This window comes from Amycolatopsis sp. CA-230715 (assembly GCF_018736145.1).
Taxonomy (GTDB): Bacteria; Actinomycetota; Actinomycetes; order Mycobacteriales; family Pseudonocardiaceae; genus Amycolatopsis.
In genome coordinates this window covers 9,945,445-9,961,131 of record NZ_CP059997.1, presented here as the reverse complement: position 1 = coordinate 9,961,131, position 15,687 = coordinate 9,945,445, and the positions used below count along the sequence as shown (strand labels likewise).

Here is a 15,687-nt window from a genome sequence, read left to right as displayed (position 1 = left end):
GCCTCAATCCGGAAGGGACCGCGATCATGAGCGACTGTGTCAGCCTGACCATCCATTCCTGCCCGCCGCACCGCGTCGGCGTCGTCACCGCGACGCTGGAACAGCGGTGGCTGGTCGACATCGACGACGCGAACCGCAAAACCTTGCAGCTCGGCGACCCGTACAGCGTCGACACGTCCACAGTGGACGAACTGGTGCACGACTTGCGCGACGTCGCCCCAGACATCGCCTTCACCGTCACTGACGACCCGGACGACGAGTGGCTGGGCTCGCTGCGCCGCTACGTCCCCGGACTGGGCCTGTTCGAGGCGAGTTGCGACCACGACGGCAACGCCGTGTTCACCGTCGCGGACATCGTGAATCTGGACAGACTGCCGTCCGCGCGGCGGCAAACCGAACTCGGGCTGCCTTGGGACGACGCGATCGCTGCGATGCCGACCGGTGAGGTGACCGAACCACCGTCCTGCCAGGCGCGGTGGGAACCGGCGTCGGGCTGTATCACCGTGCACAACGCTGGCCCCGACGGGGGCGACCTGCCGCTCGCCCCCGCCAGCGTCACGGCGGTGGACGACGACGGCAACCTCGCTGACCCTGCGGCGGCCGACACCGTCCTCGCCAGCGCCGGCTTCTTGCGCGCCAACGAGTGGGAGGCGCAGAACGTCACCTGCCGCGTGTGGGCGACGTCCGTGTACCGGATCGCCGACCTCGGCGAGTTCCCGGTGCCGCTCGTGGAACTGCGCGAGCGTTGAAAAGGCCGCCTCCACCACCCAATGATTGACGTCCTTGCAATCGAGTCAATGACAAGTGATTCAAGCGTGAATAGAGTGATGATATGACCCACGACGCGAATGTTCCGGGCACCAGTCTGCCGAAGTTTACTGTCAATCCTGTCCCGACCGACCGGATCACCAGCGAACATCTGAGCGTGTTGCTGGAACGATACCGGCGGGGAGAGGACGAGCCGCTGATTTTCGGCGACGGCAGCAGGCCCGAGGCCGCTGTTATCCCCTTCGAGGTTTTCGTTCGTCTGAAGATGTACGACCATGCCGTGTCTGTCCGCGAACGCGAAGAAGACGCGTTCCAGGCAGAGATCTCAGATCGTGTACGCGCCGCCGCCGCGGCCCGTGCATCCGGTGAGGGATCGCCGAACCTAACGTTGGACGAGCTCGCCGCGAACCTTGACGAGCCGGCTGGGAGCATGCTCCGGAAGCAGCTGGACGATGACTAGCCCGCAGGACCGCGACTTCGAGATTCTGCCCGCGGTCCAGCATGACCTCGCGACCCTGAACGACCGTGTTCGGCGGAACCCGCGGGACAAGGTCGCCAGGAACGTCCTGCAGGTTGCGCTCAACGTGCTGGTGGAACTGCGGGACGGGCATCCTGGTGGTGCTGGAACGAAGCCTCTCGAATGCCTGCCCAGCTATCCGGACCTCTCCGACTGCCACACGACCTATATCAGTGGCGATCCACACGCGAACGCCACGCACCGCGTCGTCTGGCGGGACGTGCCTCCGGAGTCTCCCGGCGGCCGGGGCCGTCGGGAAGTCATCGCCGTGGGGGAGCGGCAGAACGGGCGGGTCTACCAGATCGCCGGTCAGCGTCTCGGAAGGCCCGTGGGCTTCACGCTCGCTGAGTTGTCCGCTCTGCGTGAGCCGGTGGCGGATCGGGCGCGGGCGCCGCGGCGGTCACATGACGTGCCCGAACCGGCCGCGGACGCGCCCGAGCCCCAGTTCGAATAATTCGCATCCGGCGGGTCATCGGAAGAGAGGGGTCCATGTTCAGACACGATCGGACGGTCGTCGTTCTCTGCCTGCTCAGTACGGTCCTCATCGCCGTGGCCGTCGGTTGGGCCACCGGCTTCCTGGCCTCCGTGGGCGCCGCGGTGTGCCGGATCTGGGACGGCGTCATCAGCTGGCTGTACTCACCGTTCGGCTGGGATCACCTTCTCGCAGGTGCTGGTGTTCTTATCGTGCCGATACTCATCGTGGTGATTATTCTTGTCCTCGCGAACGACTGAGCCGCTTGCGACCGCAACCGAAAAAGTGAACCCGGTGATGCCGTCGCATCACCGGGTTCACTTTTTTCACCTGGTACGCGTCGCCGGCTAGGACACTGATTCCAGCGTCCTCCGGCCGGAGCTGTCGAGCGAGTCGCACCGGTCGATCATCGCGTACATCTCCGGCGGTGGTGGGTCCGTGTTCGTGGCGACATCGAGCTGGCGGTTGACGCTGCGTGAGGCGGAGAACTTCAGTACCGAGTAGTCATCCACATCGTTCTTGCCGAAGCGCACTTTGTGCCCTTTGTGGGCTTGCCGATAGAAGCGGCCGAAACCGGTGAGTACCACCGTGTGCCCGCCGCCGACCGCGCCGGTGAGCTCGCCGAAGAGTGCCTCGTACACCTCCCGGACGACCTTGATCGGCAGCTCGCTCCGCGTCGCGACTCGTGAGATGAATTCGCGCTTGCTGATACGCGAATCATCGGTCGTTCCCATGCCACACCTCGTCGTCATTGTCCCGCGGACTGTGAATGGTCTGTGTCACCCAGTCTATCCGACTGGTTCGGATGTGGAAAAGCTGATGACAAGCGTAATAGCAGCGAGTCGGTTATGGCTCGAGGTCCGGCTCGATCTCGGGTCGATGATCTTTTCGTTCGTAGTCGACTGTCTCGATGATGGACCGGGTCCTCGGATCGCGGCGCCTGCCCACGACCTTGTCGTGGTCTTCGTCGAACACTCGTTGCGCCGCCACGCGGTGGGCCGCGTCCAGCTTCGCGCGCGCGATCACGTCTCCGAGCTCGAGCATCGACCCCGCCAGCGACTTCGCTGCCAGCTTGGCCGCACCTACCTTGGGCAGGTTCTGGGCCCGCCGCTGCTCCCAGCCGGCTCGGTCGTCGTCCGTGACGAAGCCGAACATCCGCGCGAAGCGGGATCCGTACCGCGTCTGTTGCTCGTCGGGCTGGTGCTCGGTGTTCATGTTCTTCCGCCGTTCTGTCGCTGATGCGAAGCGCCTATACCGACTGGTAGTCACCGGAATCCGTGTGTCTGCCCGACCAGCCCCAGTCGAACTCGGCGCGCTGCTGGGCTGGTCCCTCGGTACCGGCGTCGTAGACCCTCGGCCTCCTGCGTTGCTGCTGAACGAATCCGACCGGGTCGTCGACCGCGGCCTGCAGCGTCGTCTGCCAGTCGTCGCCGAAGCTGAGCCGCAGCGATTCCTCGACTCCGGGATGTTTGCCCGCGACGTCCTCCATCGCGTCGGTGAAGGCGTTGGAGTAGACCTCCTGCTGCCGGTCCGGGTGCAGGCCGTCGATGTCCATGCTCGCCAGCATGGACATCGATTGGTCGAGCCGCTGTCGGAGGATGTCGGGCAGTCCGTGGGTGTCGAGGTTCTCCTTGCGGGCGGCGAAACCGACGAGGTAGCCCATGATGCTGCCCGCGTAGGCACCCTGATCGTCGCGGCGCAGCCCGTCGAGCATCGAGGTCGCCATCGTCTCCGCCAGTTGCACCTGGTGTGCCTCGGCACTCATGGGCCGCCGCAGCGTGAACATGCCGTCGTCGGGAATCCGGCGGCCGAGCTGGTCGTCGAACTCTCCACGCCAGCGCTCGCGCACCCGGTCGGTGCCCGCCACGCGTTCAGCGCGTGGCGGGGCCTTGACGATGCGGCCGTGGGCCATCCCATTGAACATCAACCGCATCTCGGGTTCGGCTTCCATCCGGGTACCGATGATCACCCGCGCCCGGGTGACGACTTCGTGGCGGTCCAGGCCATCGTCGGCCATCTGGTCGCGCAGCCGCTTACGCATCGCCCGGTAGCTGGTATAGATCTCGTCGCTGTCGTAGTTCGGGTCACGCATCTTCCAGAACGCGTCCTCGAGGAGCGCGACCTCGGTCATCGCCGCCGAGGCGGGGGTGAACATCTCGCGATGGCCACGCTCGCGGTGTTCCATGTCGGCCAGGCGACGTCGCCACTTCGCCGACAGGAACGCGTCGCGGCCGGTCTTCTTCGCTTCGCGGCTCGCCAGGTACGTCTCATCGTGGGCGCGCTCGGGCCGCCGTGCCAGCGCCGCCGCGGTACCGCTGTCGATGAGGTCGTTGTGCTTGTCTGCGCGGGACTGCGCCCACGACCGGGCCGCGTCGGTGCGGGCGTCGATACGGTCCCGGATCTTGTCTTTGAGCGGCTGCAGGGACGCGCCCATCTCCCGCCGGAAGTCGGAGGAGAGCAACCGCATGGCGGCCATCATGCCGGCGGCCTGGATGATCGAGTGGGGATTGACTCCGTGCGTGAGTGGTTTGAGGCAGCCCTGCATCATCATCTGCATGTAGACGTGGTGCATGGCGTTGAATTCCTGCGCGCGCTGCTCATCGTTGTAGCCCGGGACCAGCAGGTTGGAGTCCCGCAGCGACGCCATGAACGTGTCGCCCGCCTGTGTGATCTCCGATCGCAGCGTAAGCAGCCGCTCCCGTTCGCTCTGGTCGTCGCCGTCCTCCCCGGCTCGTTCTGCTTGGTCGTCGTCGGTCCGGCGGCGACGGTCCCGCTCGGATGTCCGCTCCGCGGTGCTCGCACCGAAGAACTCGCGCGCCCGGTCCCGCAGGCGCTCCCGCCGGGTACCCGTGGACGCCGGAGGGTCCGTCTCGTCGACGACGTCCGCGTCGATGACATCGCGCTCAGGTCCGGACGTTCCGGGGGACTGACCGCCGTCTCGCGCGTCGGTCCGTGTCTGGTCCTCGCCCGAGCGCCGGTGGGATGTCGCGGCGGCACGGACGGGTAGCGCTTTGGTCGCCCGCCGACGTCGCTGCTCCCCGGTGCCCGTGTCCGTGTCAGATGCCATGTCAGAACCCCACCCCGTAGTCATCGCCGACCTGACGCGTTTCCGTCTCGACGGTCACGGGTGCGCTCGGGCGCGGGGCTCCCACGCCGACCGCGTAGGCCGAGCGGCGCCGCGCACCCCGAGTCCGAGCCGCGTGCCCGGTCTCGGCGATCACGTCGCGCGTGATGACCGAGGCGTCGACCAGCAGCTCCGGCGTCAGCGTGCGCTGGCCGTGCCGGTCGAGAGCATCGAGCGCACGAGCGGTGGCGGCCCGGGCCTTGCGGGTTCCGGCCGGGGCGAACTGCTCGTTCTTCGCGCCGTCGTAGACGTTCGCCCGTTCCTTCGCTGCGGTGACAAGCGTGGCGAAGTCGCCGCCGTAGGCCATCCGGTCCATGATGGTGCCTGCCAGCGCGGGGTCCTCCTCGAGGTTACGGACGAGGCCTGTCCGCGGATCCCGCAGTGCCCGCGCCACGCGAGCCACGTAGTCCGGGTTCACCGTGACACCGAACCCTTCGCTGGACGCGTAGAAGTCCACGACCTGGGTTTCCCAGTCCTCGACGCTGGCCTGGACCGGCTCGCCGTCGACGAGCACCGACTGCCACTGGTTCGGGCCGGTGTGCTCGAGCCGGCGGCCGCGCCACAAGTCGCGTCCCGGGCCCTGGAGCATCTCGTACTTGTGCCGGGCCTCGGCCGCGTCGTGCTTGGCCTGCAGGATCGATTGGGTGACCGGATAGGTCACCTCGAGCAGCGCCCGGAGGTCCTCGTTGCGCAGAGCACGGACCCCGCGCTGGGCGAATGAGCCGCCCAGGCCCGTGCCGTGGGCTTTGATCGCCGTGGCGAACATCGAGGCCTCCTGATCCGCCTGGGTGATGCCCGGGGTGCCCTGCTCGTCGCCGAGGTTGCGGGCGTAGTCGGCCAGCTTCGTCTCGCTGCCCTTGGCGCCGGTCGCCACGCAGACCTCGCGCACGCTCCGCAGATGGGATTCGGGGTCCGAGAAGCTCAGCGCCGACCCGAACTCACGGCGCTGCGCCCGGCGGTAGAAGTCGCTCAGTTGCTCGGTGACGTCGTCCTGGCGTGCCCGGGTCGTGTCCGCCGGTTCGGAGTCGGCACCCCAGGCGATGAGGTTCGTCTCGCCACTGAGACTGTCCAGCTCCTGGCGCAATTCCCGGCTCTTCGACAGGGCCACCCGGGTGTCGAGCGAGACCTGCATCGCGAACGGATGCGTTCCGCGTTCGCTTCGGACGCCTGTGTCCAGAAGATTCGCCGGCACGGAGAGCTTGCGCATGGCCTCGGCCCGGGCGGCCTCGCTGTGCAGTTTCACCACGGCGACGGCGTCGCCGTCGAAGTCCCCGTCGAAGCACTGGTCCATGACCGGATTGATCGCGGCACCGGTGAGCCGGTCGTCGATCGCGACCCGCATGTAGCGCACCCCGGCGTCCCGGAGCACCGGGTCGCGCCACACCAGCGCGTGATCACCCGCGACGAGCCCGAGCTGAGCGGCCTTGACCGAGCTCAAAGCGATCTGATCGATGTCGAGCCGCGGGTCCGCGGTCCACACCATGGTCGCCGAGTCCGACAGCCGCGACGACATCAGCCCGGTCTTGAAAATGTTGTTCTTGCCGGCCAGCACCCGGTTCTGGACGTCGGTCGTGATCGCCTCGAAGTTCCGCTGAGCGCGCGCAACCGACTCGCTCATGCTCCGGCGCACCTCGGCGCGCTTCTCCGAGGACAAGCCCGGCCCGTCCAGCTGCTCGGCCAGGTACCGATAGCGGCACGCCTCGACGAAGACATCCTGGTAGCTGCGCGTGTAGTCGTGTGTCACCGACGTCCCGTCACCGAACTCCTGGCCACTGCGCAGGTGCGAGGAGAGCACGGGCAGCCTCCACGAAGTCGCGGTGACCGTCTCGGTCTGTTCCCCGGTGGGGTAGGTGAGGGCGAACGGGAGTTCCATGTCGCCACCCCGGTCGCCGATCAGAACACCGAACGACCTCCGCATCGCCGTGGTGTTGAGCCCGGGACGCTGTCCCGGTTTGCGTGGTTGCGTGCGCTGCAGTTCGGGCATGGCGATGAGCCGCCGTTCGGGCCGCTCGTCGACGCCCTCGGCCTGACCAACGATCCGGAGCGTGCCATCGGCGTCCATGTCCAGGCCTGTCACGAGCAGGTATTCACGCAGGTTCGACTCTGCCGCGCTGTTGTGGCTGTAGAACTCGCGCATGATCGCCGGACAGTCCTGGGCCTGCAACGCCCAGGCGAGCTGCGAGGAGGCCTTGCGGCCTTTGCCCGCGCGAACCTGCTCGTCGTCGTAGATCTTCGTTTTCTCGTCCACCGCCATGTGCGTGACCACGAAACGCATCCGGCCCCCGGCACCCGGCAGCACCGCGGCGGCCGCCGGGGACCCCGGTGCGCGCGTGTCCGGGCGGATCAGGTCGTGCACGTCGCTGGACATGAGCTCGCGGGCCGACCCGGCGTTGCGCCGGGAAATCAGGCTGAACGGGCTCATCACCACGTGCGTCGCACGGTTGACGCGGAACCAGGCGACCTCCTCGCCGATCCCGTGGGCCTCGGCCTCCTCGGGGGGCATGTCGCGGTCGATCACCAGCGAGATCACGCCCTTGTTGCCATGCAGGTCGCTGATCTTGTCACCCACGACCAGGTCGCGCAGATGTCCGCCGGCCCCGCGGATCTGATGCTCGGCGGCGAATTCGGAGCTGACCACGATCGGGTCGTCCGCCGTCCAGCCGCCGAAGGTCATCAGCGCCGTGCCGGTGGGCGGGGTCACCGTCGACGCCTGCATGATCGTGGATGCCGTCATCTGCTGGCGGTCGAACGGGTCGTACCGCAGGGTCGCCAGCTCCGGCCGGTTCATCAGGGGCGCCCGCGCGCCGGTCAGGGTGTCCGGATCGCCGGGGACGATCGTGCCGTCGGCGTTCACCACCGCGTCGGCGGTCAGGAACCGGACGACGCCCTGGTTGGTCGCACCCGCGGTCATCACTGGGTCGAAGTATCCGGCGGGTGCCCGCACCCCGTTGGCGTCCGTGCCGGTGAGCACGGCGATGTTCCGCCCGCCGGTGAGCCGCCACGAATCGAAGTGGTTGTCGTCGGCCGGGTCGACGCGGTCGCGTCCGGCGCGGTATTCGGCGTAGATCGTGGAACCCTGTTTGATCGCGTTGGAGTACCGCACGCGTCTTGCCTCGGTCCGCAGGATCGCGGCCGTCCAATCATCGAGTTCCGCGCGGATCTCCCCGGTGGCCGCGTCGTGTTCGTAGGAGGTGGCCCGGTCGATGAAGTCGACCGGGTGGGTCGTGCCGTAGAGCTGGGAGTACACGGAGTTGAGCGAGGTCGGTTCGCCGGTCCGGCTGCGCCCGGTGACCAGGTCGGCGGCGAGTTGATACTGGATCCGCTCGTGCATGAGCTGCTCGTAGCCGCGCAGGATCGTGCGCTCTTCGACCGACGTCGGGGCCTCACCCGGCGTGGGCGCGGCGATCCGGGCCTCGTAGCCCGGGATGATGAGCACGTTCTCGCCGCTGGCGAACCGGGTCACGACGTCGCCGTGCTCGCCGACGTCGAAGACCTGGCCGATCTCGCCGGTGACCGGCGTCGTCGTGCCATCGCGCCGCAGCTTGTCGCCGCGCCAGCGGATGATGCCGTGGGCGTCGACGAGGATCTCTCCCGGTGTCGTCGCGTTGCGTGCGAGGCCCTCGCGCACCGTGTCGCCGATGCGGCGCAGGAACGGCGACATGTGCCCGGTGATCGGTTCCGCGCTGTCCTCGTCGAAGTTCACGATCCGGTCTTTGAACCGGGTGGCCTGGAAGTCCGACCCCATCAGCTCGTCGGGGGACACGCCACATCGGCGCAGCGCCGAGGCCAGGTTGTCGAGGTTCGACCACTGACCGGTGGGACTGGTCATGTATTTCGCCACCCGCACGGGATCGAAACGCTGGTCGATCCAGTCGCCGTCGACGTCGTGCGGCTCGGCCTCCCAGGTGCCGACAAGCTCGAATGGCACGTCCTCGGCGTGCGCGCGGACCTTGTCGGCCGCGGTGCCGCCATACACGAGATTGCCGAGGTCGCCGATCTCGTCGGCCTGCAACTCGCCGATCTCGTTGAGGCGCTGCTGGTACATCTCCTCGGTCGCACCCGGGCGCAGCAGATCCGCGCGTGCGCCGGTGAGCACATCCCAATACGAGCGCTGGATCGCCGAGACTTCCGCGTCGGAGGAATACTCCGGTGGTTCCAGCTCGTCCAGCGCGCCACCGGTGCGGGCCAGCTCGGCGTCGGCGTGGGCGATGAGATCTTCGACGGCGAGCGCCGAGCGCAGGTTCTCCCGCGCGCTGTCCACGGCCTCCCGGGCGAACGTCTCGGCGGGTTCGGCGTCGACGAAGAACGTCGGCAGGGAGCGGGTCTTCGCGTCACGCCGCAGCAGCAACTTCGCCCCGGACCGGGCGCGTATGTCTCCGGGGGCCACGTGGTCGCCGACGACGAACATCGATTCCCGGTCGATGTGGTAGCTGTCGGGCACCTCGATGATCGTGCGGCCACGGCCAGGCTCGCGGTGTGTCGTGCCGATCTCGCCCGCCGCGACGCCGGGACGGTCCTCGCGCTCGACGCGCTGGCCCTGTGCGAAACGCAGCAGCCGGACGGCCTCGGCCGGGGTGGGGGAGGGCACCGCCATGCCTCCGGGCACCCGGAGATTGGTGGAGTACCGCAGCACCGTGCCGTTGTCGTAGATCCGTGCCCCGGCGTACTCCTCGTGACGGGTGTCGATGAGCCGGATCTCCATGCCGGTTCCCGCGAGCTTCGCCTTGATCTGCCCGGGTTCGCGGTCGCGCACCACGGAATAGGCCAGCCCTTGCGCCTTCAGGTCCTCCAGCAGTGCCGCGCACCGGGACACCGCACGGTCCGACATGAAGCGGTTGCGGTCCACCCGGCCTGTCTGCGGATCCCGCCCGCCGTCGATGACCCAGTCGCGGACGTGGTCGTATTCCTGGCGGCTCATCTTGTCCATGAGGGCGGTGAGCCCGGCGGCGTCGTCGTTCGTCATCGCCCGCCCGGCCTCGTACGGGGTGCCCTCGTCATCGACCCGCCAGAGCACCATGTTCCCGTGCCGCGGGTCGGCCAGGGTCTCGACCGCGCCGCCCGCCACGCGCGTGATGGTCTCGTCGGGGATATAGACCAGATCCGTCCCGGCGCGTTTCACTGTCGCGCGGCGCGACCAGTCCGGGGCATAGGGGCTGACCGGCAGCCGGGCCGAGGCGGGCTCGGCGTCGGCGCCGACTCCGGTGATCCGGGTGAATTCCCGTTGCAACCGTTGATAGCGCGCGTCGCGGGGCGTGTGGTCGCCGAACTGTGGCTCGTAGCCGGATACCCGTTCGCCCAAGGCCTGGTCGATGGCGGTGAGGCAGGCTGTCACGCCCAGGCGAGGATCGGTCAGCGCGCTGCCCTGTCCGGACAGGATCTCGTCGACTCGGGCGCGGATCGACTTGGCCTGCGAGATCGGAACGACCTGCCCGGTCTGATCCCGCGCGCGTGTCACCGCCGTGTAGTAGAGGTACTCGTAGAAGTACGCGCGCAGACCGTGTGCCGTCTTCATGCTTGTCAGCTTCCTAGGGATGCTCGGGTTGCAGAGGCGTGCCCCGAGCCTAACCCGCTTTTCGATAGGATGCGATAACGAGTCGAAAGAAAATGAGTCGATCTAGCCGGTCCTCTGTCGACAAGAGTGACGGGGCTCGTCGGCTATCCCTTTCGCTTCGACGGCTACACCCTCGCCATCTCGACCGCCATAGCCCGGTCGAACGCGCCGTCCGCCAGTATTTCCCAGCTCGGCAAGGACGCGAGGTACTGGTAGAAGCCCGCGTGGACCTTCACGGTCGCCAGGGACTGGAGGTCGTCCGCGGTGACGTCACCCTCGGCGAAGACCCGCGAGTCTTTCTCGTGAACGTATCCGTTGAGCCGCCGCGCCGTCTCGATATACCAGTCGGATCGCACGTGGCTGATGTAGGTCGTCGACCCGTACGCGCTGCGCAGTTCACCATCCCCGCCGAGCGAGAAGTGTTCGTCATCCTGTTCGAGTTCGACCTGTGCCGCTTTGTACGCCTCGGCGATCTGGACGTCCAGGCTCTTGAGCTTCGCCGAGCCGTTCAGGTTGACCAGCATCTCCTTGCTGATGGTTCCCTCGGCGTAGATCCGGTCCTGCCTGGCCTTGTTGGCGGCATCACGCTCGGCGACCTCGGTGGCTACCAGGACGTTCTCGACGAACTCGTTCTCGTCGAACATCATCGTGGCCTCGTACTCGGCCGGATCGACCACGACCGGTGCGGCGGGGTCCCGTCCCTCGTCGGTCGCGGTCATCGTCGTGACGATCTGCATGACCTCGTCGGAGTAGACGTCCGGGTCGAGACGCTCGATGTCGACGTCCCGGTACCCGTACGTCTCCTGATAGAGCGTCTTGGCGTCGAAGGCGCGGACGGCCTGCCGCATTCGTTTGTCGAGCATCCGGGTGAAATCCGGTTGGTTCATCCGCACGTCGAAGTCGATCGCCGAGGACAGCGTGGGGATCGTCTGCAGCGAGTAGGTGTGTCCGGGATGGACGATCGTGTTCGTGAACAGCCGCCACGACATCGGCAGGATGGTCTCGTTGCGGTTCCACACCGGCGGGTCCCCGGCGCGGAAGACGATCGAGTTGCGCGGCGGGAGGAATGCCATGTCGTTGTAGCTGATGAGCGGCTCCTCCTTGGTGGTCATCGTGTAGGAGACGCGGCCTTCGGTCTTGCCGCCCACGACCTTGTCGAAGTCCTGGCTGATCTGCTTGGAGTCGCGATAGGACCGGTGGGTCTTGCCCGACATCTTCTCCAGTGTCTCGATCATCGAGTCATCAGTGGACTTGAGGAACACGATGTTCGAGGTGTTGTGTGTCGGGATGAAGTCGTCCGTGATGTAGAGATGCCGCTTGTCGGCGATGTTGATGCACTGCACCTCGTCATCACGCACGTACTCGACGCTGACGACCCGGTTGAATCCACGAGCGCGGTCCTTCCAGCGCACGGCTTTGCGGGCCAGCAGGAACGGATTGATCTCGGGCAAGCCGATGTTCTGCACGCGGTGCGCCGACCGTCCGGCCTTGGGCTTGATCTGGTTCGGGGACGTGTAGATCACCTTGTCTCTGACGTTGATCGCCGCACGGCCGCCGAGCGAGCGGATCAGCGTCTGAACGCCCTCAGCGAGCTCGGGACTCGCTGAGATGAACTCCATCTCGCCCTGGACACTGATCGTCCCGTCAGTGTCCATGAGCCCACGCAGCAAATCGACGCGCTGCTGTACCGAGCCCAACAGGTACGCCTGCGGGATTGACTTCTCCCAGGAGCGCTTCCCCGCGATGTCGAGATCACGCATCGAGGCGTTCACGCCGTTGATGCGGTAGCCGGTGCCGTCCTTGCGCTCACCGCGGACGGTGTCGTCCACGACGACATACCCACGACGACGGATCTCCTCGACCGTCTCAGGGTCGTTGCAGGTGAATGTCACGACACCATGGGGCCGCACGTATCCATCCCCCAGGATCGCCCCGAGCACGTAAGGGTCGATCGGCAGATCGGCCTCCGCGTACTCGACGGGTGCGATCCGCGGCAGATCGACCTGCTGACCCTTGTCGATCAGCTCCTTGATCTGCGAGGTCGTCATCTGTTCGGAGACCCGTGCGGCGGTCTTCCCGCCGGGGCCGGTTCCCACGGCCTTCCCATCGACAAGGCGGAAGGTGGACTTCCAGCGCTCGATCGCCCACATGTGACCCGCCGACGCCTCCGCGCAGGACCGGTCACGCAGCGTCACGCGATACACCGGCTGCACACCCTTCGGGTACACGGCCGTGATCTCTGAGGTCGTGCCGAACGGGGTGAGAACCTTCGCTCCGACGTCCGCGTCGCCCATCCGCATCCACCCGGTCGGTGTGCTGATAAGCGCGTTCAGCGGCTGCGGATTGCCCTGTACGATCTTGTCCACGGATTCGCCGTAGAGATCGAGTAGTTGCTGCAGGGTCTGCAGAATCAGTGTGAACTCCTGGTCCTGGCCCAGCCCGATCGACAGCATCGTGGCGAAACCGGAGATGCCGTGCCCCTCGGACTGCAAGTTGCCGAGCTCGTCGAGCATGAACCGCGTCTTGTACAAGGGCTTCTGGTTGCTCTTGGTCATGTACGCCTTGTCGAAGTTCAGGTCGACCAGCTGCTTGATCAGGATCAGGATCAGCTTGGCGTACTTGGCCAGGTGCGGAGGCGTCACCAGGAACACCGCTTTCGGCGACTCCGAGTACCGCACCATCGTCCGTGTGATCGCCCGCGTCTCGCCCGCGACCTTCTCCGGCGTCCCACCGCCGGAGAAATCGAGGCGCGTGTGCGGATACGTGGTGTCCTCGAACTGAAACGACAGGATCTCCCCGTCTATCGCCCCGCCGTCGCGCACAGGCCGCATCTCGCGGAGCACCCCGTTCTTGACGACCTTCTCCCCGGTGACCGTCTCGGTGACGAAATGCCGCCCGTTGAGTGAGACCTGATAGTTCTTCTTGAAGTGAAAGTAGAATGTGCGCACCAGCATTCTGGACTGCGGGTTCGACAGCTCGAGCTTGATCCACGCCTCGTCCGCCGGGAAGATCCCCTGGAAGTAATACCGCGCCCACCCCTCGGTCGTAACCGTGTCCGCGTGCGCGAACTCCTCGCCGAGATCCTCGGTGAACATCGCGTCCCCGTACGCCGACCACACCGCCCGCAGGCCTTTGAGATGTTCACGCTTGAGATAGTTCGCGGCGAAGCGGACGCCGAACCGGCGGGGGAAACTCACGCCCCCGAGGTCGGTGTTCTGCGAAGGCTTTCCCGAGGTCAGCGCCGCGATCGTCGGGTCAGTGAAAAACGACATGGCGGTGATCGCGATGCCGTAGACCGACGCCAGCATCTTCTCCGCGCCGGCCATCGCGCGCAGCGCGTTGTTCGCGTTGGCGATGAGCGTGCGCATCGTGTTGGTCGGCAGCGCCTCGGTGGCGTTGAAGAACAGCGTGAGCATGTCTTGCTCGGCCTTGCCCTCCCACAGGAAGTCCTTCTGCGCGACCTTCGCCTGCTCGACGTCCAGCAGGTCCGGATCGTCGTCGAACTCCCCGGCTTTGATCCGCTTCTCCAGCTCGACCGCCGGGTTTTTGAGCTTCCTCGAGGTCAGCTGGACGAACAGCTGGTAGCAGTTGTAGAGCGTGACTCGACCCCACATGTCGTCGAGTTTGGCTTCCAGCGTCTCGGGGTGCATCCCCGTGACGGCAGCGACCTCGCGCAGCTCACGCTCCTCCTCCAGATAGAAGTCGATCAGGCCGTAGGCGGCGCGCTTGAACGCGTTGTTCGCCGCATTGGGCCACACCGGATCCTCACTGCCATCCAAGGGGAAGAAGACATCGGCGATGTTCTCGACGTACAACGCACACTTCGTGCTGTCGCCTTCGCGCGCGGCTTCGGCCGCCATCACCAACGGGTTGTAGATGTCGGTCTTCATCGCGTTGATGAGGTTGAACTGCACGACCTCGAAACCACGGGTGACCAGGGCGACGTAGTTCTTCACCAGCAGCTCGCCCTTGGGGTCGTTGATCACCATGTTGGCGGGCTTGCTCGTCTTCGTCTTTTTCTGCCGGCTCCACATGTCGATCATGGGCTCGATGTAGGTCTGGCCCTTGCCTGCCCGGGTGATGGCCAGAACCATGGTGTTCACGGGCGCGGTGTCGACGATGTAGGCGCCGGCAGGGCGCTGGACCTCGTAGTCCGGGAATTCCCAGTCGGCCTTGATGAGGTCGGCGACCGTCCGAAAGGGGCCGAGCTTGTCACGATTGGTGCCATCGGGGTTGTAGGGAATCAGCGTGGCGTCGTACTTGCGGCGCAGTGTTTTGTCCCGCGGCAGGCCCGAGGCCTCGAAGAGATCGTCGCCGAATTTCTCGTCGATCATCGGCAGCGTCAGGACGATCGGCTTCCCCTCGGTGTCGTCCATGACCTCACCGGCGTAGTAGACGAGTTCCCCGTCGTCATCCACGACATCGGCCGTGGCACGCCGGTAGACCTGAACGGTCCCCAGGCCCTTTGTCACGAGCATCATGTGGCTGATCATCGAGTTCGCCTGCACGCTCGAGTGGGCACCGGCGTCCGGGAACCAGTCGTAGGTCCGCTGAATCTCCTGGGGGAGCGCGATGTGCTGGTCGTTCTGGTACTGGTTGATGTCGGCTGTCGTGGTCATCAGGTTCGCCGCGGCGATCCGGCGCGAGATCCAGGTGCCGGTGATGATCATGACCAGCAGGCCCCCGCTGAACGTGGCGACGAGCTTGAACCCGGATACGGAGGTCAGCTGGTCGCCCACGCTTGTCGTAGTGGGTATGGGGCGGTCGTCGCGATCAGGCGCCGCGGTCCTCGGGGCTCCGGTAGCAGGGGTGGTGGTCCACCAGGGGGGAACCGGTACCTGCTCGACTCGGGCATGGCATGGCGCCGTGGCGTCGGGGAGTCCTTTCGCGGTCAGCGGCCGGTAACAGGTCACGACCGTGCCGTTCTTGCCCGTGGTCGTCTCCTCGACGTAATACGACCGGGACGGACCGCGGGTGTCGGTCATGGTCGTGGTGAAGGAGGACACCGCGGTGGCGATGATCGAGTAGAGCACCCACATCGTGATCGCCATCGCCACGCCGGCGGCCACCCCGCCGAGTAACGCCGGGGTCTGTGACCGCCGGGCCCGGAGAGTGCCCCGATCGAGTTGCTGCTCGTCGTAGACGTCTCGATTCGTCAGCGTCTCGCCGGAGGAACGGGCTGAGATCTTGTCCCAGTTGCTCGCGGTGGGCCGGGCCGCCTTCCGTTTGTTCCGCGTCATTGTCGTCCCCGCGTT

Annotated in this window: 9 protein-coding genes; 4 read left to right on the top strand and 5 right to left on the bottom strand. The window is 66.4% G+C overall.

Annotated elements, in window-relative coordinates; translation table 11 throughout:
• Positions 1 to 26: 26 nt before the first annotated feature.
• The 4 genes from HUW46_RS46075 (at position 27) to HUW46_RS46060 (ending at position 2,017) form a co-directional block, all read left to right on the top strand.
• On the top strand, positions 27 to 749 hold the full coding sequence (locus tag HUW46_RS46075) for a DUF3145 family protein (protein WP_215544930.1): 723 nt from the start codon (positions 27 to 29) through the stop codon (positions 747 to 749).
• 83 nt (positions 750 to 832) lie between these two features.
• On the top strand, positions 833 to 1,228 hold the full coding sequence (locus HUW46_RS46070; RefSeq protein WP_215544929.1) for a hypothetical protein: 396 nt from the start codon (positions 833 to 835) through the stop codon (positions 1,226 to 1,228).
• Positions 1,221 to 1,739, top strand: a complete 519-nt coding sequence (locus HUW46_RS46065; protein ID WP_215544928.1) for a hypothetical protein — start codon at positions 1,221 to 1,223, stop codon at positions 1,737 to 1,739. The genes HUW46_RS46070 and HUW46_RS46065 overlap by 8 nt, the downstream gene beginning before the upstream one ends.
• A 35-nt stretch (positions 1,740 to 1,774) precedes the next feature.
• On the top strand, positions 1,775 to 2,017 hold the full coding sequence (locus HUW46_RS46060; protein ID WP_215544927.1) for a hypothetical protein: 243 nt from the start codon (positions 1,775 to 1,777) through the stop codon (positions 2,015 to 2,017).
• An 87-nt stretch (positions 2,018 to 2,104) separates the two neighbouring features.
• Here the strand turns inward: HUW46_RS46060 and HUW46_RS46055 are convergent, their stop codons facing one another.
• The 5 genes from HUW46_RS46055 to HUW46_RS46035 form a co-directional block, all read right to left on the bottom strand.
• Positions 2,105 to 2,491, bottom strand: coding sequence for an HU family DNA-binding protein (locus HUW46_RS46055; protein ID WP_215544926.1), 387 nt, complete (start codon positions 2,489 to 2,491; stop codon positions 2,105 to 2,107).
• Between the two features lie 112 nt (positions 2,492 to 2,603).
• Entirely contained in the window at positions 2,604 to 2,972 is a 369-nt protein-coding gene (locus HUW46_RS46050) for a hypothetical protein (protein WP_215544925.1), read from the bottom strand.
• 34 nt (positions 2,973 to 3,006) lie between these two features.
• Entirely contained in the window at positions 3,007 to 4,824 is a 1,818-nt protein-coding gene (locus HUW46_RS46045) for a hypothetical protein (RefSeq protein ID WP_215544924.1), read from the bottom strand.
• Between the two features lies 1 nt (position 4,825).
• Entirely contained in the window at positions 4,826 to 10,393 is a 5,568-nt protein-coding gene (locus HUW46_RS46040) for a hypothetical protein (RefSeq protein ID WP_215544923.1), read from the bottom strand.
• A 164-nt stretch (positions 10,394 to 10,557) separates the two neighbouring features.
• Complete coding sequence (locus tag HUW46_RS46035) at positions 10,558 to 15,672, bottom strand: type IV secretory system conjugative DNA transfer family protein (RefSeq protein WP_215544922.1); 5,115 nt, start codon at positions 15,670 to 15,672, stop codon at positions 10,558 to 10,560.
• Positions 15,673 to 15,687: the final 15 nt, after the last annotated feature.